The organism is Streptomyces sp. HUAS CB01 (assembly GCF_030406905.1).
Classification (GTDB): Bacteria; Actinomycetota; Actinomycetes; order Streptomycetales; family Streptomycetaceae; genus Streptomyces; species Streptomyces chengbuensis.
Genome location: NZ_CP129137.1, coordinates 4,444,212 through 4,464,888 on the forward strand (window position 1 = coordinate 4,444,212; position 20,677 = coordinate 4,464,888).

The window sequence follows — 20,677 nt, forward strand, 5'->3', positions numbered from 1 at the left end:
GAACCGGGCGGCCCGGACGAGCCACCGGTGTCCGGCGCACGCCGGGCACCCGGGGAGCGCCGGACACCCGGGGCGTCTGGCCCGGATGCTCGCCGGCCCTCGCCCGTCCGCCATGGCCGCGGCGCACCGGAGGCGATCAGCTGCGGGAGGGCCGCTCGGGGACAGTGCGGCAAGGGCCGCCGACCGGGAGCCGTGGTCGTCGGTCAGGGAGCAGCCATGCGGGAACGATCGGTCCGGGAGCGCCGGCCCGACCGGGGGCCGTTGGGGGCGTCAGTGGGCTGCAGTGGTCCGGGAGGGGCCGGTCCGGAACGACGCGTTCGTCGGGTGCAGTGGTCCGGGAGGGGCCGGTCCGGGAACGCCGGCCCGACCGGGCGCGTGCATTCCGCGGCGTCGTTCCGGAACCATCGCCGCGGGCACGGTCATTCCGGGAACGCCGGCCTGGTGAAACTGCCCGTGTTCGTCGGCGCGTGCTCCGGCAGCCAGAGGACGGCGATCGCTCCTCCGGCGGCGCCCGGTGACGCGACGCCCTCGGGCGCGGCGTTGCGGAAGGTCAGCCGGGCGCCGAGGACGCGTGCCTGGCCGACCGCGATGGTGAGGCCCAGGCCGTGACCCGTCCCCGCCCGGTCGCTCGCGCCGGTGCGGAACCGGCTCGGTCCCTCGCGCAGCAGCGCCTCCGGGAAGCCGGGACCGTGGTCGCGGACCCGGACCACCCGGCCCTCGACCGTGACCTCGATCGGTGACCCGCCGTACTTGGCGGCGTTGGTCAGCAGATTCAGCAGGATCCGCTCCAGCCGCCTCGGGTCCGTGCTGACCCAGGACTCATGCACGACGCTGACCCGGACGTCGGGGTCGAGCACGGCGACCCGGCGGCTGACGAACTCGCCCAGGGCGATCTCCTGCAGCTCGGCCCGCTCCGACGCGCCGTCCAGCCGCGCCACCTCCAGCACGTCCTCGACCAGCGTGCGCATCGCCTGTGCCCGGTCCCGCACCAGCTCGGTGGGGCGGCCGGGCGGCAGCAGCTCGGCCGCCGTCAGGAGCCCGGTCACCGGGGTGCGGAGCTCGTGCGCGATGTCCGCGGTGACCCGGCGTTCCGCCTCGATGCGTTCGTTGAGCGCGTCGGTCAGCGCGTCGACCGCCCGCGCCAGCTCGTCGGTCTCGTCCCGCACGACTCCGCCGACGGCCTTCCGGACCCGTACGTCCGTGTTGCCCTGGGCCACCCTGCCCGCCGCCGCGGCGGCCTTCCGCAGCCGGCGGGAGAGCTGACCGCCGATGAGTACGCCCAGCGCACAGCCGCCGAAGACGACCGACACCGAACCGATCACGAGGGCACGGTCGAGGTCCTTCATGATGTCGGCGCTGCGGTCGGGCATCCGGCTTTGCAGGGACAGCACATCGCCGTTGCCGAGCGGCACGGCCGCCCAGATGGTGGGTGCCGCACCCTTCCCCTGTACGTAAGTGGCCTGCCGTCCGTCGGCGAGCAGGCTCCGCAGCGGCCGCGGCAGCTGCGGGTCGTTGAGCTTCGCGCCGAGCTTCGGCTCGGTCCTCGGCTTCGTGGTCTCGTATATGCGCTGGGCGAAGAGCAGCCGGCTCATCTGCAGATCGCGCGAGGTCTCGAGCATCGACACCCGGGCGGCGTTGTGCACGACCAGGCTCAGCGCGACAGCGATCAGCGCACCCACCGCGGCGATCGCGATGCTGATCTTCCAGCGGACGCCGGTCCGCAGGGCCGGTCTCCTCATGCCTTGAGCTTGTACCCGAAGCCGCGGACCGTCTCGATCCGGTCCTGGCCGATCTTCGTGCGGAGCCGCTGCACATGGACGTCGACGACGCGGGTGTCCCCGCCCCATCCGTAGTCCCAGACGCGCTCCAGCAGCTTGTCGCGCGAGAGCACCGTGCCGGGTGCCGAGGAGAACTCCAGCAGCAGCCGCATCTCCGTGGGCGTGAGCCCGACCGGCCGGCCCGCCCGGCGCACCTCCATGCCCTCCGTGTCGACCTCGAGGTCACCGAAGGTCAGCACTCCTCCTTCGCCCGGACGGCCCGGCTCGCCGGAGTCCCCCGCGACCCCGCCCGCGTGGCCGAAGCGACGCAGCACGGCTCGGATCCGGGCGACCAGCACGGCCCCGTCGAAGGGCTTGGTGACGTAGTCGTCGGCCCCGGCCTCCAGCCCCAGCACCACGTCGATCGAGTCCGCCCGTGCCGACAGCATGATCACGGGCACGGTCGACTCGTCCCGGATCCTGCGGCAGAGGCTGACCCCGTCGAGACCGGGCAGCATCACGTCGAGCAGCGCGATGTCGGGCCTGTTCGCCCGGAACGCCTCGAGACCCGCCAGTCCGTCCGGCATGGCGGTCACGGTGAAGCCGTCGCGTTCCAGTGCCAGCTGGGTGGCCTCGCGGATGACGTCGTCGTCCTCGACGAACAGCACATGTGTCTCGGCCATCCCTCAGCTCTCTCGGCTCTCGTCTCTCGATCGTGGTCCGCGGTGGTCCGCGGTGGTCCGCGGTGGGCTGCCGGTTCTCCGGCAGGTGTCCGGGGACGCCCGGCGTCGCCCCCGGGGCGTCCGTCCCGTGCGCGTCGGCGGTGTGCGACGCCACGGCGGGCACGTGGGTCAGTCCTCGCTCGGGGCCGACGTGGCCGGCGGTTCCTCCTCACCGCCGACGACCCGGCTGTACTCGTTCTGCAACCGGTCGCGCTCGGTGAACCGCGTCCCCGACCAGCGGTAGGTGGTCACGATCTCGCCCGACGGGTACGTGACCGGGTCGCCCTCGGCGTACACCTGCTGGGTGACGATGAGGTCCCCGCGGTCGATCGTCGCGTAGACGGCGGGCTCCTCCTTCGCGAAGACATTCTCGTACGTCCCGCCCGTCGCCCGGTACACATAGGTACCGATCCCCACGGCATCCCCGCACGACATCAGGTTCACCACCACGTCCGGCGCCTCCGCGTTGTCCGTGAGGTTCCCGTACGAGGTGTCGATCGCGTAGGCGTCGGCCGTGCAGGGCCGCAGGTCCGCCTTGACCCGCTTGCTGACCTTGGGGTCGCTCTTGAGCAGCGCGACCGGGTCGACCTTCTTCCAGGGGGAGGCCGAGGTCGCCGCCGCCGACGGGGACTGCGCCACCGGATCCGTGCGCGCCGGCCCCTCGTCGCGGGTGCCCGTGCCGCCGGTGGAGCAGCCCACCGCGAGCAGCCCGAAGGCGGCGAGGCCGGCCATCGCCGTGACACTCGCCGCCCATGGGCTGAGCAGCCCTCCGGGAGGGGGACCGCCCCGCGGGCCGGTCCCTTCCTCGGGGCCGCCGCCTCTGATCAGGCCGCGCAACGCTCCTGCCCCCGTTCCTCACGCCGTGCGTGCGAGTTGTCCCGACGATGCGAACGCTCCAGGGTCCGGGCGCCCAGCTCACGGCTCTCCAGCTCCTGGCGGAGCCGGGCGAGCGCCCGGTGCAGCGTGCTCTTCACGGTACCCGTCGACATGCCGAGCGCGGCGGCCGTCTCCTCGGTGCTCATCTGCTCCCAGTGCCGCAGCACGACCACACTGCGCTGCTTGGGGGCGAGCACCTTCAGGACGTCCATGAGCAGGGCCCGGTCCGCGTGCTGCTCGGTGACGTCCTCGACGCTGGCGTCCGGCAGCTGCTCGGTCGGGATCTCCTCGAGCTTGCGGGCCCGCCACCACTCCGTACGCGTGTTGATCATGACACGGCGCAGATAGGCGTCGGCGAGGGACTTGTCGGCTATGCCGTCCCAGCGGCCGTAGGTCCGCACCAGCGCGGTCTGCAGGAGGTCCTGGGCGTCCACCGGGTCGGGGACGAGCCGTCGTGCGCTGCGCAGCAGCGCCTCCTGCCGCGTACGGACGTACTCCTCGAACTCGAGCACCTCTGCGTGCGCCATTCCAACCGCCTCCGTTCCCCGTTCAGCCCCGTGACAAGCCGTGTGTTTCCGTGGTCTCGCTTACGCCACAAGAAGCTACGGAGCAGTTGTCACGAGGCTGTGCGGAGAAGCCGTCGGACGGCGCACGGCCATCCATCGGTTGTGTAACAGGCGGGGTCGGCCACCGATTCTCAGGTCAGAGGCAACCGGAACCGATCATTCTCCAGGGGTTCGACCAAACCGTCCGAGACCAGGCCGTCCAGGGCGCGGGCCCGCTGGACGGGCTCGTCCCAGACCCGGTCGAGCACGGCGCGCGGCACGGGCCGCACGGACTCCCGGAGCACCGCGAGGAGTTTGCCGCGCACCTGCCGGTCCGTGCCGGCGTAGGTCTGGCCGCGCCGGGGTGGTCCGTCGTGCGCCGGCTTCCCGGCGAGGCGCCAGGCGCACAGCCCGGCGACGGGGCAGCGCCCGCAGTCCTCGTTGCGCGCGGTGCAGACGAGAGCGCCCAGTTCCATGGAGGCGGCCGCCCAGCGGGCCGCCCTCGGCTCGTCGTCCGGCAACAGCTCGCGTGCCAGCCGACGTTCCGCGGCGGTCGTCGCGTTGGGCGGGTACTGGACGCCGGTGACCGTACGGGCGAACACCCGGCGGACGTTGGTGTCCAGGACCGGGTGCCGCTGCCCGTACGCGAACGAGGCCACGGCGGCCGCCGTGTACTCGCCGATGCCCGGAAGGGCGAGCAGCTGGGCGTGCTCCCTGGGCACGTCGCCGCCGTGCCGCTCCGTTATCGCGACCGCGGCTCCGTGCAGCCGCAGCGCCCGGCGTGGGTAGCCGAGGCGGCCCCAGGCGCGCACGGCCTCGCCGGGAGCCTCGGCGGCCAGGTCCGCGGGGCGGGGCCAGCGGGCCAGCCACTGCTCGTACACCGGGAGGACCCGGTTGACGGGGGTCTGCTGCAGCATGAACTCACTGACCATCACGCCCCACGCACCGGCCTCGGGGCGGCGCCAGGGCAGATCACGGGCGTGCTGGTCGAACCACGCGATGACGGGGGTGTGGAGTTCGGCGGCGGCCTCGGCGGCGCCGGGCACACCGTCCGGGTCGGAGGGGACGTCGGTCACGGAGGAGGGCATCTCGGTCGCAGTCATGGCACCTCCGATCCTGGCATGTTCAGCGCCGGACGCGGCGGACGCGCTCCGGGCGGTCCCCGACGGGGTCCGGGTCGGAGTACACACCCGCGTCCGGATCGGTGTATTTCCCGTCGGGGGTGGCGGGGCAGCGGGGTGGCGGGGCTCCGGGGTGGCGGCGCGTGGCGGTGACGGGTTGGGGTGACGGGTGGGGCGCCGGCCCGCCCGTGCCGGACGGGACACCGTGGCGCCGGCCGCGCCTGGCGGATCGCCGGACCCGCAGCCACGTCGTGCGGGTGGCGCACCCGACGGCGAGGCGGGTGAAGGCCATGGGCGCAGCATCAGGGGGAACGGCCGGCCGGGCGATCCGCGGCCGTACGGGCGCGGGTGCCGAGGGCACGGGGGCATCGGGGCACGGGCACGGGGGAAAACGAGCACGCGCTCGACCGTCGTCGCGGCGGCGATCGCCGAGGGGCGCTCGGGAACGACCGGTCGCCCGCGGCGGGCACGGCACCCGTGCGGCGCGGCCCCGAGAGGGCGCGCGGCACGGACGTTCCGAGTCCCGCGGCGACATGACGGCTCGCGGTGCACCCGGCCCGGAGCGGCGGCGAGCGGGCCGGTTACGGGGGCTGCCATCCGGTGCGCACCCAGGCCGCGCACCCCCCGGCACACACGCGCGCGCCCCGCAGAACCGAAGAGCACCGGGTCCGTAGCCCGCGGCGTCGTGCACCCGGTGCGGGGGAGGACCGGGCGAAGCCGGTGCATCGAGGTAGGGAGGGGAGCTGCCGCCGTCCAAGGCCCCGAGCGTGGGCGGAGTGGCCTCGCACACGCGGCGCGATCGGCCCCGGCCGCCCGTCCCCCGTCGGGGTTTCCGGCCCGGTCCGGCCCGCGGTCGCGCACCCGGCGGGACCCTGCCGGCCTCTCAAGGGGGCCGGAATCAGGGGCGCATGATGATGATCGGCACATTCGGGAGCCATGAGCGGCGGGTGGGGCCCGAGTTGCCCGCCGATCTCTCGTACAGTTCGGTACGTGGGATCTCTGCGCAATCCGGTCGGGCCCCTTCCCTCCTCCATCTACTGGCGGCGGAGGGCGGTCGCGCTGCTGCTGTTCGCGCTGCTCGCACTGCTGATCGCCTGGGCCGTCACCTCAGGTGGCCCCGGCGGTGGGACGAGCGACGACGGCAAGCCGGGCGGCGCCAAGCCCGCGCCCTCCATCACGCCGGGCCCCAGCGGTTCGGGACCCGCGATCAGTGAACAGCCCGGCGGGCGGGACGAGTCGGGCGACACCGGCGAGGGCGACGGCACGGGCGGTGACGCGGGCACGGACACCGGCGGCGGTGACGGGAAGAACGGCGACCCGGGCGCGGGCGGCGCGGCCAACGGCGGCGCGGCGAACGGCGGTGGCACCGGCCCGGCCGAGCAGGTCCCGGCGGGCTCCTCACTCCCCGACTGCGCCCCGGGCTCGGTCGAGTTGACGGTCCGCAGCGTCAAGCCCGCCTACGCCCCCGGGGAGCGCCCGCGGTTCGAACTCGCCGTGCACAACGGCTCGTCCGTCACCTGCAAGGCCGATCTCGGGCCCGGAAACGCGGTGTTGACCGTGTCCGCCATCAACGACGGCGAGAACGACAAGGTGTGGTCCTCGAAGGACTGCCCGAGCGCCGGCGGCTCCCTGCTCCTGAAGGTCCCGGCGGGCCGGACCGTGACCCACACCGTGGACTGGGACCGGCGCAGGAGCGCCCCGCAGTGCGCGACCCCGCCGGCGGGACCCGCGGCACCGGGTTCGTATCTGCTGGAGGCGGCGTTCCCGGGGGCGTCCGTGGCTCCTGCGTCGTTCCGTCTCGAGAAGGACTAGCTGGACCGACATGCCGGCAGAACGGGCAGAACGGGCAGGACCGGTGCCGGTTTCGGGCCGCAGGGGGCGTCGGACCCCGTGCGGAACGGAAAGGCAGGACCTGGCCCCGGCCGGAGAAGCACGCGTGCGGCGACCGCCGCGACGTCACGTCACGCGGCGCGGTGTGCGGCCATCGCGCACCGTCGCCGCACGAGGGCACGGCCGTCAGACGTAGCGCTCCAGGATGGACGACTCGGCGAGGCGCGACAGGCCTTCCCGGACGCTGCGGGCGCGGGCCTCGCCGACGCCGTCGACCGTCTGGAGGTCGTCGACGCTGGCGGCCAGCAGCTTCTGCAGACCGCCGAAGTGCTCGACGAGCCGCTCGATGATCGCGCCGGGCAGCCGAGGCACCTTCGCGAGCAGCCGGTAACCGCGCGGGGAGACCGCGGAGTCCAGGGTCTCGGGTGAGCCGCTGTACCCCAGGGCCCGTGCCACGATGGGCAGTTCCAGCAGTTCGGCGTGCGTCAGGTCGTTGAGTTCGGCGAGCGCTTCGTCGACCGTGCGGGAGCGCTTGGCGGTCGGCTCCGGGACGTAGTCGCGGATGACGAGCCCGCGCTCCGGCTCCACGCCGGCGATCAACTCGTCGAGCTGGAGGGCGAGGAGCCGGCCGTCGGTGCCGAGCTCCACCACGTACTCCGCGATCTCCGTGGCGATCCGTCGCACCATCTCCAGCCGCTGGGCGACCGCGGTGACATCGCGGACCGTCACCAGGTCCTCGATCTCCAGGGCCGAGAGCGTGCCGGCGACCTCGTCCAGCCGGAGCTTGTAGCGCTCCAGCGTGGCCAGCGCCTGGTTCGCCCGGGACAGGATCGCCGCGGACTCCTCCAGGACCCGCCGCTCGCCGTCCACGTAGAGCGCGATGAGGCGCATCGACTGGGACACGGAGACGACGGGGAAGCCGCACTGCTTGGAGACGCGGTCCGCGGTCCGGTGCCGGGTGCCGGTCTCCTCGGTCGGGATGGAGGCGTCGGGAACGAGTTGCACCCCGGCTCGGTGGATCTTGGTGATGTCCTTGTCGAGGATCAGCGCACCGTCGAGCTTGCACAGCTCGCGCAGCCGGGTCGCCGTGAACTCCACGTCCAGCACGAAGCCGCCCGTGCACATGGATTCGACCGATTTGTCCATTCCCAGGACGATGAGACCGCCCGTGCTGCCCCGAAGAATGCGCTCGAGACCGTCACGCAGAGCGGTGCCCGGGGCGACCGCACTGAGCGAGGCGCGCATCAGCGCGTCCGTGCCGGATCCCCCGGGGCCTCCGCCGGACTTTCCGGGTGCTGAGCCCCGGTCGTTGGCTGCCACTGCACTCCTCCGGCTCGTACGGGCGGGCGAGACCAGGGCAAAGTCTACCGGCGCGCGTCGTCCGCCCGTGGGGCCTCTGCCCTACGCCCGCGTGGGAGCACCCTCAGTGCGTCCCCCATGTCGGCGACTTCCGTGACCTTCATACCAGGCGGGACCTTGCCCGGATCGGACGGGACCAGCGCGTGCGTGAAGCCCAGGCGGTGTGCCTCGGCCAGCCGGCGCTGGACCCCCGTGACGCGTCTCACCTCGCCCGCGAGGCCCACTTCGCCGATCGCGACCAGGTTCTTCGGCAGCGGGGTGTCACTCGCCGCGGAGGCCAGCGCCAGGGCGACCGCGAGGTCCGCCGCGGGCTCGGAGAGCTTCACGCCGCCGACCGTCGCGCTGTAGATGTCCCTTTTGCCCAGGGCGCTGATCCGGCCCCGCTGCTCCAGCACGGCCAGCATCATCGACACCCGGGAGGTCTCCAGCCCGGACGTCGTGCGCCGGGGCGAAGGGATCTGCGAGTCCACGGTCAGCGCCTGCACCTCGGCGACCAGCGGGCGGCGGCCCTCGAGCGTCACCGTGAGGCAGGTTCCCGGCACGGGCTCGTCGCGCCGGGTGAGGAACAGCCCGCTGGGGTCGGCGAGTCCGGTGATCCCCTCGTCGTGCAGCTCGAAGCAGCCGACCTCGTCCGTGGCCCCGTACCGGTTCTTGACGCCGCGCACGAGGCGCAGCCGCGCGTGCCGGTCGCCCTCGAAGTGCAGGACCACGTCCACGAGATGCTCCAGCAGACGGGGTCCGGCGATCGCACCGTCCTTGGTGACGTGGCCCACCAGCAGCGTGGACATCCCGCGCTCCTTGGAGGCCCGGATCAGCGCGCCCGCGACCTCGCGGACCTGCGCCATCCCGCCGGGCGCCCCGTCGATCTCGGGGGAGGCCACCGTCTGGACGGAGTCGAGGACGAGCAGGGAGGGCTTGACGGCGTCGAGATGGCCGAGGACCGCGGACAGGTCGGTCTCGGCGGCGAGGTACAGATGGTCGTTCAGCGCGCCGATCCGGTCGGCGCGCAGCCGTACCTGGCTCGCGGACTCCTCGCCCGTCACGTACAGCGTGCGGTGGTCGTCGCTCGCCGCCTTCGCCGCGACGTCGAGCAGGAGCGTGGACTTGCCGACGCCCGGCTCTCCCGCGAGGAGCACCACGGCGCCCGGGACCAGCCCTCCGCCGAGCACCCGGTCGAGCTCGTCGACGCCGGTCGTGCGGGCGGCCGCCTGCCGGCCGTCCACCTGGCCGATGGGCACGGCGGCGTTGGTGACCCGGCCGGCGGCGGTCGTGCGGACCGCGGGCGCCCCGTGCTCCTCCACCGTGCCCCACGCCTGGCACTCGGGGCAGCGCCCGAGCCATTTGGCGGTCGTCCATCCGCATTCGGTGCAGCGGTAGGACGGCCGGTCCTTGGAGGTCTTCGTACGGGCAGCCATGCGGGAAACCGTAGCGGCGCGCACCGACAACGCGCCCCCGGGTGCCGGACGAGGGCTCCGCCGCGCGGGCGGCGGGCATGCCCGGTGACGGTCGCACATGCGGTGCGCATAGGCCAGGTTGGTAAGCACAATCACCCGCACCGTGGCAAATGCCACTGTTCTCTTTCGAGGGATCGCTTCACCCGTATGGATTAAATGTGCTCAAGTCGCGCGAAGGGTGTGCCAGCCGCTGCCTACGGTCGCCAGGTGACGAGCAGCATGCTGGAGCCCCCCGCGCAAACCACCGGCGCACACCGCGCACATCGCCGTGCGCCCCGGCCCGCGCTCGGGCAGACCCCGCCCGCACGGTACGAGCCCCATCTGGACGGGCTGTTCACCTACTGCCTGTCCGTGCTGTGCGACCACGACGCCGCGACGGCCGTGCTGGGCGAGGTCCTGGCCGTCGCCGAGCGGCACCACGGCCGCAGCCCCGCCGACGAGGAGCGGCGGAGGGCCTGGCTGTACGCGCTGGCCCGCTGGGCCTGTCTGCGGGCGCTGAGCGAGCAGCGGCGCCGCAGGCGCCAGGGGCCGGGGGCGCACGCCGCCCGTACGGGCGCGCACGCGGCGCGGACCGGGCCGCACGCCGCAGGGCCCTCGGCCGCGGAGGAGCGGGACGAGCCCCCGGTGACCCCGGAGTCCGAGGAACGGCACCGCGCGGAGCTCTCCCGGCTCGCCTGGCCCGAGGCCGCGGGTACCACCCCCGAGCAGCGTGAGGCACTGGAACTGGCTGTGCGTCACCGCCTCGGATCCCGTGACGTCGCCGCCGTGCTCGGGCTGGAGCCGGCCACGGCCCGCGAACTGCTCTCGTCCGCCGCCTGCGAGGTGGAGCGCACCCGTGCCGCGCTCGCCGTCGTCGAGACCGGGAACTGCCCCTCCGTCGCCCGGCTCACGGAGGACCGCCGGGTGCTGCTCTCCGCCGCGCTGCGGAGAGAGCTCGTCCGTCACGTCGACGACTGTCCGCGCTGTCGCCGCGCGGCCGAGCGCGCGGGTGCCGCGGGACCGTGGCCGGGCTCGACCGTCACCCCCGCCGCGCTCCCCCTGGTCGTCGCACCCCGGGCCGAGGCGCACGCGGCGATGCTGCACGTCCCGCGCGCCCGCGCCGCCGCGCCCCGCTTCGGCCGCGACGGCTTCCCGCTGGACCCGAAGGACCACGCCGCCCGGCGCGGCCGGCTGAGGGCCCGCGCCGTCACCACCACCGTGGTGGCGACCGTCGTCGCCGCGCCGGTGCTCGCCCTCTGGGCGGCCTACCGGGGTGCCCCGCTGACGGGCGAGGCGCGCGACGGCTCCTCGGTCTCCGCGAGCGAGGCCGACGACGCGCAGTCCCTGGGCGGAGCCCCGTACGACCGCTACGAGAACGCGGGCAACGCCCGCCGGGACGGCCCGGGTCCCCGGGGCACCGGGGGCCTGCCGAGCCCCGGGGCCGGGGGAGTCACCGTCGAGGTGATCAGCCCCGGCCTCCCTCCCGGTTTCGCAGGGGCGGCGGGCCACGGTTCCGGCCGGCTCTCCGTCGAGGCGCAGCCGTACGGCGAGTCCACGATGCTCACCCTCACCGCCTCGGGCGGCTCCCCGGTCTCCTGGTCCCTGTGGACGGACGCGCCGTGGCTCTATGCCGACCGCACCTCCGGCACGCTGGCCCCGGGGGAGTCGGTCGTCGTCCGCGTCCATGTGGACCACGCGGCCGAACCGGCCGGTCCGTGGAGCGCCCGTGTCGGAATCGACCCCGCCGGAACGGTCCTGCAGATCCGTGGTGAGGGGTCGCCGCAGACCCCGCCGCCTTCGTCGGAGCCCCCGCCGTCCACGGAGCCTCCGCCGTCCTCGGAGCCCCCGCCTTCGTCCGAACCTCCGCCGTCCACGGAACCTCCGCCGTCCACGGAGCCCCCGCCGTCCTCGGAGCCCCCGCCCTCGTCCGAGCCTCCGCCGTCGTCGGAGCCTCCGCCGTCCTCGACCGACCCGTCCCCGCCGCCGCTGAGCGAGGCTCCCGCCACGCCTGGCTGACGAAGCGTTTCTCCCGGGCCGGGGTGCGAGACGCCCTGCACCCGGCACCGGGCGTGCTCGCGGCCGGCCGGGAGCACGCTCATGAAGCAGGGAGCACGCCCGTGAAGGGGAGCGCCGGGTGCACTCCCACCCCGGCACCGCAGACGACACCGCCCGCGCGCCGTGTCGATCCCGCCGCCGCCCACGGGGCCGGCGGGCCCGGGCGCGCCGACGGGACGGTCCTCACCGGGAACGGCCGGTGCCGGAACCGTCCGTGCGGGGTCGGCCTCTGCCGGAGCCGCCTACGCGGGGTCCGCCGGGTGCGGAGCCACCAGCGGGAGCTGCGAGGCCAGCCGGGCCTCGCACAGTTCCACGAGCACGTCGTACGCGGCCTTGCCCATCAGCTCGGTCAGTTCGGGCCGGTAGGTCACATAGACCGGCTCGCCCGCCCCGTGCGCCGAGGTCGCCGACGTGCACCACCAGTGCAGGTCATGGCCTCCGGGGCCCCACCCCCTGCGGTCGTACTCGCCGATCGAGACCTGGAGGATCCGTGTGTCGTCCGGCCGGTCGATCCACTCGTACGTGCGGCGGATCGGCAGCTGCCAGCACACGTCGGGCTTGGTCTCCAGCGGCTCCCGGCCCTCCTTGAGCGCCAGGATGTGCAGGGAGCAGCCCGCGCCGCCCCCGAACCCCGGCCGGTTCTGGAAGATGCACGAGCCCTTCCAGCGCCGCGTCTGCCGGTCCCCGTCCTCGTTGACCTCGGCCCAGCCCGAAGCCCGCCCCACGTCGTGGAACTCCCAGAGCTCGGGCGTGAGACGTGCCACATGCTCGGCGACCCGCCTCTCGTCCTCCTCGTCGGAGAAGTGCGCACCGAGCGTGCAGCAGCCGTCGTCCGCCCGGCCCGCCTGGATGCCCTGGCAGCCGCTGCCGAAGATGCAGGCCCAGCGCGAGGTCAGCCAGGTCAGGTCGCAGCGGAAGACCTGTTCCTCGTCCGCCGGGTCCGGGAACTCGACCCAGGCCCGGGCAAAGTCCAGGCCTTTCTCGTCCGGTTCGGCGTGTGTAGGGCGGTGAGAACTGACGGTGGGCTTCTTCGGCTGGGCTTTGTCCGGCTTCGCCTTTTTCGTCTTTGGCACGACTCCAGCGTATGCGCGTCGCCGCAGTAGCGTTCCGTACATGAGACTCGGAGTCCTCGACGTCGGTTCGAACACAGTGCACCTTCTGGTGGTGGACGCCCACCCGGGCGCCCGGCCGCTGCCCGCCCACTCCCACAAGGCGGAACTGCGCCTGGCGGAGCTGCTCGACGGTGACGGGGCCATCGGCCCCGACGGCGTCGACCGGCTGATCGGCACGCTCAACGACGCCCTGCAGGCCGCCGAGGACAAGGGCTGCGAGGACGTGCTGCCGTTCGCGACCTCCGCGGTGCGGGAGGCCGCCAACGCCGACGACGTCCTGTCGCGGGTGAAGGCGGTGACCGGAATCGACCTCCAGGTCCTCACCGGCGACGAGGAGGCCCGGCTCACGTTCCTGGCCGCCCGCCGCTGGCTCGGCTGGTCGGCGGGCAAGCTGCTGGTGCTCGACATCGGCGGGGGCTCGCTGGAGATCGCCTGCGGGATCGACGAGGACCCGGACATCGCCGTCAGCCTGCCGCTCGGCGCCGGACGGCTGACCGCCGGGATGCTGCCCGGCGACCCGCCCGCCCCGGAGGACGTCCGCGGACTGCGCCGCCACGTGCGGGCACAGATCGCCCGTACGGTCGGCGAGTTCAACCGGCTCGGCAGGCCGGACCACGTCGTCGCCACCTCCAAGACCTTCAAGCAGCTCGCCCGGATCGCCGGAGCCGCCCGCTCCGCCGAGGGCGTGTACACCCAGCGCGAACTGAGTCGGAAGTCACTGGAGGAGTGGGTTCCGAAGCTCGCCGCGATGACGTCCGCGCAGCGCGCCACCCTGCCCGGGGTGTCCGAGGGCCGGGCCGGCCAGCTGCTGGCAGGAGCGCTGGTCGCGGAGGGTGCGATGGACCTCTTCGGCGTCGACGAGCTGGAGATCTGCCCGTGGGCGCTCCGCGAGGGGGTGATCCTGCGGCGGCTGGATCACCTCCCCAACCTCTGATGCGGGCCCGTAATCTGTCCCTCGTGGCAGAACCAGTGGTGCGCATCCCGGATGCGAAGGTCGCCCTGTCGACGGCCTCCGTCTATCCGGAGTCGACGGCGACGGCCTTCGAGATCGCCGCGCGCCTCGGCTACGACGGCGTCGAGGTCATGGTCTGGACCGACCCCGTCAGTCAGGACATCGAGGCGCTGCGCCGGCTCTCCGACTATCACGAGGTGCCGATACTGGCCGTCCACGCGCCGTGTCTGCTCGTCACGCAGCGCGTGTGGTCCACCGATCCCTGGGTGAAGCTGCAGCGCGCCCAGGCGGCCGCCGAGAAGCTCGGCGCGTCGACCGTCGTCGTCCACCCGCCGTTCCGCTGGCAGCGGCAGTACGCCCGGGACTTCGTCTCCGGCATCTGGCGGATGGCGAACGAGACGGACGTGCGCTTCGCCGTCGAGAACATGTACCCCTGGCGGTACCGGGACCGAGAGATGCTCGCGTACGCCCCCGACTGGGACGTCACCAAGGAGGACTACCGGCACTTCACGATCGACCTCTCGCACACGGCGACGTCCCGCACGGACACCCTCGCCATGGTCGACCGCATGGGCGACCGGCTCGGCCACGTCCACCTCGCGGACGGCAAGGGCTCGGCGAAGGACGAGCACCTGGTGCCGGGACGCGGTGACCAGCCGTGCGCGGAGCTGCTGGAGCGCCTGGCCGGCAGCGGCTTCGACGGCCACGTCGTGATCGAGGTCAACACCCGGCGGGCGATGTCGGCCGCGGAGCGCGAGGCCGACCTCGCGGAGGCGCTGGCCTTCACCCGGCTGCACCTGGCCTCGGCCGGCGCGCCGTCGCGGGGCGGTCTCCCCGGTGCGGCGGGCCCGGGCGGATCATGACCGGCGACGCGCCCAGGCGGCGCGGCCGACCCGCCCGCACCGAGGCGGAGACCGGCCCCGGCGCCCGGGAACGGATCCTCGAGGCGGCCCGCACCGAGTTCGCCGAGCGCGGTTACGACAAGACCTCGGTGCGGGGCATCGCCAAGGCCGCGGGGGTGGACCCCGCCCTCGTCCACCACTACTTCGGCACCAAGGACGAGGTCTTCGCCGCCGCCATCGAGGTCTCCTTCGAACCGGCGCTGGTGGTGCCGGCGATCCTCGGCGAGGGCAAGGACGGCGTCGGCGAGCGGCTGGCCCGCTACTTCATCGGGGTGTGGGAGAACCCGGTGACCCGCGCCCCGCTGCTCGCGATCCTCCGCTCCGCGCTGACGCACGAGGCGGCGGCGAAGGTGCTCCGCGGCTTCGTCCTGCGGCGGATGCTGGAGCGGATCGCGGCCGACCTCGACGTACCGGACCCGAAGTTCCGGGCCGAACTGGCGGCCTCGCACATGATCGGCATCGCCATCCTGCGCTATGTGATCCAGGTGGAGCCGCTGGCGACGGTGGATCCGGAGGAGATCGTCGCGATGGTCGCGCCGACGCTGCAGAGGTACCTCACGGAGGCGTGAGCCGGGACGGGGCCCGCGGTCCGTGCGCTCCGGGCCGTCGGGGGGCCCGGATCCGTGACCGGGATCCGGGACCTGGATCCGGGACCTGGAGCGGGACCTGAGCCGGGCCGGCCCGCGAGGGCCCCCGCGGCCGGCCCGGTGAGCTGACCGAAAGGCGGACCTCCGTCCCGCATTTCGGACAGGGCGTCCAGATCTTGGAGCATCGGCGTACGCTCGAGAAAGCCAGAACTGTCTGAAGGAGCGAGCGACGATGCCCGAGCTGAGGTCCCGCACAGTCACCCACGGCCGCAATATGGCGGGCGCCCGCGCCCTTATGCGGGCCTCGGGCGTAGCGAGCGCGGACATCGGCAAGCCGGTCATCGCGGTCGCCAACTCCTTCACGGAGTTCGTCCCCGGGCACACCCACCTCGCCCCGGTCGGCCGGATCGTCTCGGACGCGATCCTGGCCGCGGGCGCGGTCCCCCGCGAGTTCAACACGATCGCCGTCGACGACGGCATCGCGATGGGCCACGGCGGCATGCTCTACTCCCTGCCGTCACGCGACCTCATCGCGGACTCCGTGGAGTACATGGTCGAGGCGCACTGCGCCGACGCCCTGATCTGCATCTCCAACTGCGACAAGATCACCCCGGGCATGCTGATGGCCGCCATGCGCCTCAACATCCCGGCGGTCTTCGTCTCCGGCGGCCCGATGGAGGCCGGTCAGGCCACCCTCGTCGACGGCACGGTCCGCAAACTCGACCTGATCAACGCCATCGTCGACGCGGTCAACGAGAACGTCTCCGACGAGGACGTGCTGCGGATCGAGGAGAACGCCTGTCCGACCTGCGGCTCCTGTTCCGGCATGTTCACCGCCAACTCGATGAACTGCCTGACCGAGGCCATCGGCCTCTCCCTCCCGGGCAACGGCTCGGTCCTCGCCACCCACACCGCCCGCCGCGCCCTGTACGAGAACGCGGGCCGTACGGTCGTCGAGATCACCAAGCGCTACTACGAGGAGGGCGACGAGTCCGTCCTCCCCCGCAACATCGCCACGCGTGAGGCCTTCGAGAACGCCATGGCCCTCGACATCGCCATGGGCGGCTCGACGAACACCATCCTCCACCTGCTCGCCGCCGCCCAGGAGGCCGAGCTCGACTACGACCTGACCGACATCGACGCCGTCTCGCGCCGGGTCCCGTGCCTGGCCAAGGTCGCGCCGAACGTCGCCCCGGGCGGCACGTACTACATGGAGGACGTCCACCGGGCCGGCGGCATCCCCGCCATCCTCGGCGAGCTGTACCGGGGCGGACTGCTGAACGAGGACGTGCACACCGTCCACTCGGCGTCGCTTGCCGAGTGGCTCAAGACCTGGGACGTCCGCGGCGGCTCCCCGTCCGCCGAGGCCGTCGAGCTGTGGCACGCCGCCCCCGGCTGCGTCCGCTCGGCCACCGCCTTCTCCCAGTCCGAGCGCTGGGAGTCGCTGGACGTCGACGCCGAGGGCGGCTGCATCCGCTCCGTCGAGAACGCCTACTCCAAGGACGGCGGTCTCGCCGTCCTCAAGGGCAACATCGCCGAGGACGGCTGCGTCGTGAAGACGGCGGGCGTCGACGAGTCGATCTGGACCTTCGAGGGCCCGGCCGTCGTCTGCGAGTCGCAGGACGAGGCCGTCGACAAGATCCTCTCCAAGGTGGTCAAGGAGGGCGACGTCGTCGTCATCCGCTACGAGGGCCCGCGCGGCGGCCCCGGCATGCAGGAGATGCTGTACCCGACCTCCTTCCTGAAGGGCCGCGGCCTGGGCAAGGCCTGCGCCCTCATCACCGACGGGCGGTTCTCCGGCGGCACGTCGGGCCTGTCCATCGGCCACGCCTCCCCGGAGGCCGCGTCCGGCGGGGCCATCGCCCTCGTCGAGGACGGCGACCGCATCCGCATCGACATCCCGAACCGCTCGATCGAGCTGCTCGTCGACGACGCCACGCTCGCCGCCCGCCGCGAGGCCCTGGGCGGCGTCTACGCGCCGAAGAACCGCGAACGCAAGGTGTCCGCGGCGCTGCGGGCGTACGCGGCGATGGCGACGAGCGCGGACAAGGGCGCGGTGCGGGACGTGGACAGGCTCGGCTGACAGCCCGATCACCCGGTGCCGTGGCCCGGTCACCGCACCGGGCAAGCCCCGTCGGCTCTCCGGCCGGCGGGGCTCCGCCCGTGTCCGGCGGCCTACCAGCGCGACGGGTCCGTGGCGTCCACGGCGAACACGCTTCCGTCGGGAGCGGACGCGAAGACCTTGCCGTGAGCCGTGACGGGGGCGGGCAGGGCGGAGGTGTAGCGCCCCGTGCCCATCCGCGGCTCCGTCTGGCCGAGCTGCACGCCGCGTCCGGCGTCGACGGCCAGGAGCCGCCCGTCGGCCCCGCTGAGGTAGACCCGTCCTCCGTCGACGACCGGCCGTGAGGACCGGGCCATGTACGTCTCCAGCCGCCAGCGCTGGCCGCCGCCGTCCGCGGTGTCCACGGCGAGCAGTGAACCTCCCGTCCCCGCCAGGTAGACGGTGTCGCCGGCCACCGCGGCCTGGGCCTGGTCGACGTCGACCCGCAGTGGGACACGGCGGGCCTCCCGGGTGGCGGTGTCGAGGCGTACGACGGCGGTGGTGAAGTCGTCGGAGTCGGTCGCCAGGAGGAAGAGCGCGCCGGGCGACGCCGACGGCACGGGGGACAGCGCGCCCTCCAGCCGCTTCTCCCAGCGCACACCTCCGTCGCGGGTGCCGATGGCCCGGACGGTTGTGCCGGCGCCGTCGGCACCGGGGGTGACCGCGAGGACGGTGCCCGAACCGCGCGGGCCCGGCGCCCACTGGGTGCCCGGCGCGCCCCGCCGCTTCCGCCACAGCTCCTCGCCGGTCGCGCCGTCGAGCGCCCGGACGTCCCCGTCCGCACCCGCGAGGAGGACGCACCCGTCGGCGTGGCCGACCGTCGTGTCCGAACCGATGCCCGCGGTCCAGCGCGTCGCCCCCGACTCCGGATCGAGCGCCTCGAGACGCTGTCCGCCGGCCGTGGTGACGTGCAGCAGTCCCCCGGAGAGCACCGGGGCCCCGGCCTCGTAACCCGCGCCTACCTCCGGCCCCGCGCCGGCTCCGGCGGCCCTGCGCGTCCACAGGGGCTTTCCGTCGAGCACGGACAGCCGGGCCGCCGTCACGCCCGGCGCGGCGCAGTAGACGGCGCCGTCGTGGGAGGAGCACGCGGGCGTGCGCAGGGCGTCGGTGCCCTTCGCGAGGAGGGTCTGCCAGGCGGTGAAGGCGGGCTCGCCACGGTGGGCGACCGTGGCGCCGGCAGGGCGGTCACCGTCGCCCGCCGCCGTGCGGACCCCCGCGTACGCGCCCGCGAGCAGACCGAGGACGAGGCTGCCGACGGCGGCGTACCGGACGAGGCGCCGACGGGGCCGGGCGGCCGGTCCCGGATCCTCCTCCTGCGCGTCTTCGTCCCTCGCCGAGGACGGGCCCCGGTCCGTGGGCCGCCTGTCCGCGAACGACCGTTGCAGCGGTATGTACGCCGTCGCCACCTCACCCACCGGCGTGCGCAGTTCGGCCATCACCTCGTCGGGCGCCGGCCGTTCGTCGGGGTCCTTGGCCAGACAGCGGGTCAGGAGCGGCAGCAGCTCGGCGGGCACTCCGGTCAGATCCGGCTCGTTGTGGACCACTTGATAGGCGACGATGTAGGGGCTGCCGGAGTCGAACGGACCCCGTCCCGTGGCCGCGTGGACGAGGACCGCGCCCAGCGCGAATATGTCGGCGGCGGGACCGACGTCCCGGGGCCGCTGGAACTGCTCCGGCGCCATGAACGGCGGAGTGCCGATCAACTTCCCCGTCTCCGTGCGCAGATCGCTGTCCGAGGGCCGGGAGATGCCGAAGTCGATGACTTTCGGACCGTCGGCCGCGAGCAGCACGTTGCTCGGTTTGAGATCGCGGTGGACGACCCCGGCACGGTGGATGTCGCGCAGCGCCTCCGCGAGCCCCGAGCCCACCCTGCGCAGCTCGTCGAGGCTCAACGGCCCGTTCCGCTTGACGCGTTCGGCGAGCGTCGGCCCCTCGATGAAGAGCGTCGCCATCCAGGGGCGCCCGGCTTCCGGGTCGGCGTCGACGACGGGCGCGGTGAAGGCACCGCTCACCCTGCGGGCCGCGGCGACCTCCTGCCGGAAACGGGCCCTGAACTCCGGGTCCGTGGCGTGTTCCGTGTGGACGACCTTGATGGCCAGACGCAGTCCGGACGCCGAGGTGGCCAGATGCACGACACCCATGCCCCCCGAGCCCAGACACCGCTCGAGGCGGTACTGCCCGGCGTACTCAGGATGTTCCGCTTCCGGGACCGGCCCGGTGCTGCGCAGCGGCGGCATCGTCCACCCCCGTGTTCTCTGTCCGCAAGCGCGACTCACGGAGCCTAGTCGATGGTGCGTACGAGTCGACGGGGCTTGCTAGCCTGCGTGGCGCACGTATGTCGTTCGGAACGCGGGGGAGGGCGGCATGGCCGTCGAAGGAAACGAGAGCGTGGCGGAGGCGGAGTCCGGGGCCCTCGCCGAGCCACGCGCCACGAGACGCTACGCGGTCGCCCCCGGCTACCGCGTGAACGTCCGCAGCGGGCCCGGCACCCAGTACCAGATCGTCAGGGTGCTGCAGTACGGCGCGCGGGTGCCGATCAACTGCCAGAAGCCGGGCGAGACCGTCACCGGCCCGTACGGCACGTCGAACCTGTGGGACAACATCGCCAACGGCCAGTTCGTCTCCGACGCCTACGTGAACACGGGCAGCGACGGCTACGTCGCCGTGCGCTGCGCCTGACCGCTCGGACGGCCCGCACGTGGCGGGGCGGGTGGCCGAGCGCCGGGGCGCCGGGCGGCCGGGGATAATCGGGTGCGTGAGCGAGAACCGCGACGACAGACCCCACCGCAGCCGTGACACCGGCTCCACGGCCGGCCCCGTCGGCGAGTCCGGCGCCGGGAGCGTCGGCCGCACCGGGCCGCAGCCGGAGGAGATCCGGTTCTTCGGCACCACCTGGGTCCGTCACGACGGCGGCTACGGTCTGCGCCGCGTCGCCGTCGCGGCCGGCTCGCTCGCCGCGGCGGTCGCCGGATGCCTCGTCCTGCGGTTCGCCTACCAGGGCCTGGAGACCGCCCGGGTCGGCGGCTTCGTGAACCTGCTCGTGATCGTGACGTTCGCGGTGTGCAGCGCCATCGCCTTCCGCAAGACGTGGGAGAGCTTCTCGCGCCGTTCCGTCGACCCCGCGCGCGAGGAGTCCCTGCGCAGTCTCCGGATGATCGGTTTCATCGGGGCACTGCTCGCCTACTTCTTCCGCTCCCTCACCGAGGCGCCGGGGGAGAAGCTGCGCCGCGGGGAGTACGAGGCGGCCGTCGCCCGGTACGAGAAGCGCCGAGGCGCGCGCACCGGGAACCCGGCGGCCCGGAAGAAGCCGAAGCGCAAGTGACCG

At 73.6% G+C, this 20,677-nt stretch carries 17 protein-coding genes; 8 read left to right on the forward strand and 9 right to left on the reverse strand.

Features of this window, described 5'->3' with window-relative positions; genetic code table 11:
* Positions 1–419: 419 nt before the first annotated feature.
* The 5 genes from cseC to QRN89_RS19720 form a co-directional block, all read right to left on the reverse strand.
* Complete coding sequence (cseC, locus tag QRN89_RS19700; RefSeq protein ID WP_290350726.1) at positions 420–1,739, reverse strand: two-component system sensor histidine kinase CseC; 1,320 nt, start codon at positions 1,737–1,739, stop codon at positions 420–422.
* The gene (gene cseB / locus QRN89_RS19705) at positions 1,736–2,440 is read right to left on the reverse strand and encodes a two-component system response regulator CseB (RefSeq protein WP_290350727.1); all 705 of its coding nucleotides are present in this window, start codon (positions 2,438–2,440) and stop codon (positions 1,736–1,738) included. Before cseB ends, cseC begins: the two co-directional genes overlap by 4 nt.
* Before the next feature lie 168 nt (positions 2,441–2,608).
* Positions 2,609–3,211 (reverse strand): hypothetical protein, encoded by a 603-nt coding sequence (locus QRN89_RS19710; RefSeq protein WP_290350728.1) that lies wholly within the window; start codon positions 3,209–3,211, stop codon positions 2,609–2,611.
* Positions 3,212–3,303: 92 nt separating this feature from the next.
* Complete coding sequence (locus QRN89_RS19715) at positions 3,304–3,882, reverse strand: SigE family RNA polymerase sigma factor (RefSeq protein ID WP_290350729.1); 579 nt, start codon at positions 3,880–3,882, stop codon at positions 3,304–3,306.
* Positions 3,883–4,052: 170 nt separating this feature from the next.
* Positions 4,053–5,003 carry an HhH-GPD family protein gene (locus QRN89_RS19720; protein WP_390701173.1) on the reverse strand — a complete coding sequence of 317 codons (951 nt, stop codon included), beginning with the start codon at positions 5,001–5,003 and terminating at the stop codon, positions 4,053–4,055.
* Between the two features lie 1,008 nt (positions 5,004–6,011).
* On the opposite strand from QRN89_RS19720, the gene QRN89_RS19725 reads away from it, so the two are divergent.
* Positions 6,012–6,833 carry a hypothetical protein gene (locus QRN89_RS19725; RefSeq protein ID WP_290350730.1) on the forward strand — a complete coding sequence of 274 codons (822 nt, stop codon included), beginning with the start codon at positions 6,012–6,014 and terminating at the stop codon, positions 6,831–6,833.
* A 204-nt stretch (positions 6,834–7,037) separates the two neighbouring features.
* On the opposite strand, the gene disA is transcribed toward QRN89_RS19725, so the two are convergent.
* Both disA and radA read right to left on the reverse strand, forming a co-directional pair.
* Positions 7,038–8,171 (reverse strand): DNA integrity scanning diadenylate cyclase DisA, encoded by a 1,134-nt coding sequence (gene disA / locus QRN89_RS19730; protein ID WP_290350731.1) that lies wholly within the window; start codon positions 8,169–8,171, stop codon positions 7,038–7,040.
* Positions 8,172–8,215: 44 nt separating this feature from the next.
* Positions 8,216–9,625 carry a DNA repair protein RadA gene (gene radA, locus QRN89_RS19735; RefSeq protein ID WP_290350732.1) on the reverse strand — a complete coding sequence of 470 codons (1,410 nt, stop codon included), beginning with the start codon at positions 9,623–9,625 and terminating at the stop codon, positions 8,216–8,218.
* A 258-nt stretch (positions 9,626–9,883) separates the two neighbouring features.
* Between radA and QRN89_RS19740 the strand changes: the two genes are divergently transcribed.
* The gene (locus QRN89_RS19740; RefSeq protein WP_290353784.1) at positions 9,884–11,659 is read left to right on the forward strand and encodes a BACON domain-containing protein; all 1,776 of its coding nucleotides are present in this window, start codon (positions 9,884–9,886) and stop codon (positions 11,657–11,659) included.
* A gap of 281 nt (positions 11,660–11,940) precedes the next feature.
* Here the strand turns inward: QRN89_RS19740 and QRN89_RS19745 are convergent, their stop codons facing one another.
* Positions 11,941–12,771 carry a DUF3109 family protein gene (locus QRN89_RS19745; protein WP_290350733.1) on the reverse strand — a complete coding sequence of 277 codons (831 nt, stop codon included), beginning with the start codon at positions 12,769–12,771 and terminating at the stop codon, positions 11,941–11,943.
* 40 nt (positions 12,772–12,811) lie between these two features.
* On the opposite strand from QRN89_RS19745, the gene QRN89_RS19750 reads away from it, so the two are divergent.
* The 4 genes from QRN89_RS19750 to ilvD all read left to right on the forward strand — a co-directional run bounded on the left by QRN89_RS19750 (position 12,812) and on the right by ilvD (position 17,334).
* Entirely contained in the window at positions 12,812–13,744 is a 933-nt protein-coding gene (locus tag QRN89_RS19750; RefSeq protein WP_290350734.1) for a Ppx/GppA family phosphatase, read from the forward strand.
* Positions 13,745–13,767: 23 nt separating this feature from the next.
* Positions 13,768–14,625 carry a sugar phosphate isomerase/epimerase family protein gene (locus tag QRN89_RS19755; RefSeq protein WP_290350735.1) on the forward strand — a complete coding sequence of 286 codons (858 nt, stop codon included), beginning with the start codon at positions 13,768–13,770 and terminating at the stop codon, positions 14,623–14,625.
* Positions 14,622–15,233 carry a TetR/AcrR family transcriptional regulator gene (locus QRN89_RS19760; protein WP_290350736.1) on the forward strand — a complete coding sequence of 204 codons (612 nt, stop codon included), beginning with the start codon at positions 14,622–14,624 and terminating at the stop codon, positions 15,231–15,233. The genes QRN89_RS19755 and QRN89_RS19760 overlap by 4 nt, the downstream gene beginning before the upstream one ends.
* A 250-nt stretch (positions 15,234–15,483) precedes the next feature.
* Entirely contained in the window at positions 15,484–17,334 is a 1,851-nt protein-coding gene (ilvD, locus tag QRN89_RS19765) for a dihydroxy-acid dehydratase (RefSeq protein WP_290350737.1), read from the forward strand.
* Between the two features lie 92 nt (positions 17,335–17,426).
* Here the strand turns inward: ilvD and QRN89_RS19770 are convergent, their stop codons facing one another.
* On the reverse strand, positions 17,427–19,589 hold the full coding sequence (locus tag QRN89_RS19770) for a protein kinase domain-containing protein (RefSeq protein ID WP_290350738.1): 2,163 nt from the start codon (positions 19,587–19,589) through the stop codon (positions 17,427–17,429).
* A 127-nt stretch (positions 19,590–19,716) separates the two neighbouring features.
* On the opposite strand from QRN89_RS19770, the gene QRN89_RS19775 reads away from it, so the two are divergent.
* Positions 19,717–20,031: a peptidase gene (locus QRN89_RS19775; protein WP_290350739.1), complete on the forward strand. Its 315-nt coding sequence runs from the start codon at positions 19,717–19,719 to the stop codon at positions 20,029–20,031.
* 76 nt (positions 20,032–20,107) lie between these two features.
* Positions 20,108–20,674 carry a hypothetical protein gene (locus QRN89_RS19780; protein WP_435833259.1) on the forward strand — a complete coding sequence of 189 codons (567 nt, stop codon included), beginning with the start codon at positions 20,108–20,110 and terminating at the stop codon, positions 20,672–20,674.
* The last annotated feature ends 3 nt before the right edge of the window (positions 20,675–20,677 follow it).

Coding starts and splice junctions, on each gene's coding strand:
- cseC (WP_290350726.1), bottom strand. CDS start 1,739: ATGAGGAGACCGGCCCTGCGGACCGGCGTCCGCTGGAAGATCAGCATC.
- cseB (WP_290350727.1), bottom strand. CDS start 2,440: ATGGCCGAGACACATGTGCTGTTCGTCGAGGACGACGACGTCATCCGC.
- QRN89_RS19710 (WP_290350728.1), bottom strand. CDS start 3,211: ATGGCCGGCCTCGCCGCCTTCGGGCTGCTCGCGGTGGGCTGCTCCACC.
- QRN89_RS19715 (WP_290350729.1), bottom strand. CDS start 3,882: ATGGCGCACGCAGAGGTGCTCGAGTTCGAGGAGTACGTCCGTACGCGG.
- QRN89_RS19720 (WP_390701173.1), bottom strand. CDS start 5,003: ATGACTGCGACCGAGATGCCCTCCTCCGTGACCGACGTCCCCTCCGAC.
- radA (WP_290350732.1), bottom strand. CDS start 9,625: ATGGCTGCCCGTACGAAGACCTCCAAGGACCGGCCGTCCTACCGCTGC.
- QRN89_RS19740 (WP_290353784.1), top strand. CDS start 9,884: ATGCTGGAGCCCCCCGCGCAAACCACCGGCGCACACCGCGCACATCGC.
- QRN89_RS19750 (WP_290350734.1), top strand. CDS start 12,812: ATGAGACTCGGAGTCCTCGACGTCGGTTCGAACACAGTGCACCTTCTG.
- QRN89_RS19760 (WP_290350736.1), top strand. CDS start 14,622: ATGACCGGCGACGCGCCCAGGCGGCGCGGCCGACCCGCCCGCACCGAG.
- ilvD (WP_290350737.1), top strand. CDS start 15,484: ATGCCCGAGCTGAGGTCCCGCACAGTCACCCACGGCCGCAATATGGCG.
- QRN89_RS19770 (WP_290350738.1), bottom strand. CDS start 19,589: ATGCCGCCGCTGCGCAGCACCGGGCCGGTCCCGGAAGCGGAACATCCT.
- QRN89_RS19775 (WP_290350739.1), top strand. CDS start 19,717: ATGGCCGTCGAAGGAAACGAGAGCGTGGCGGAGGCGGAGTCCGGGGCC.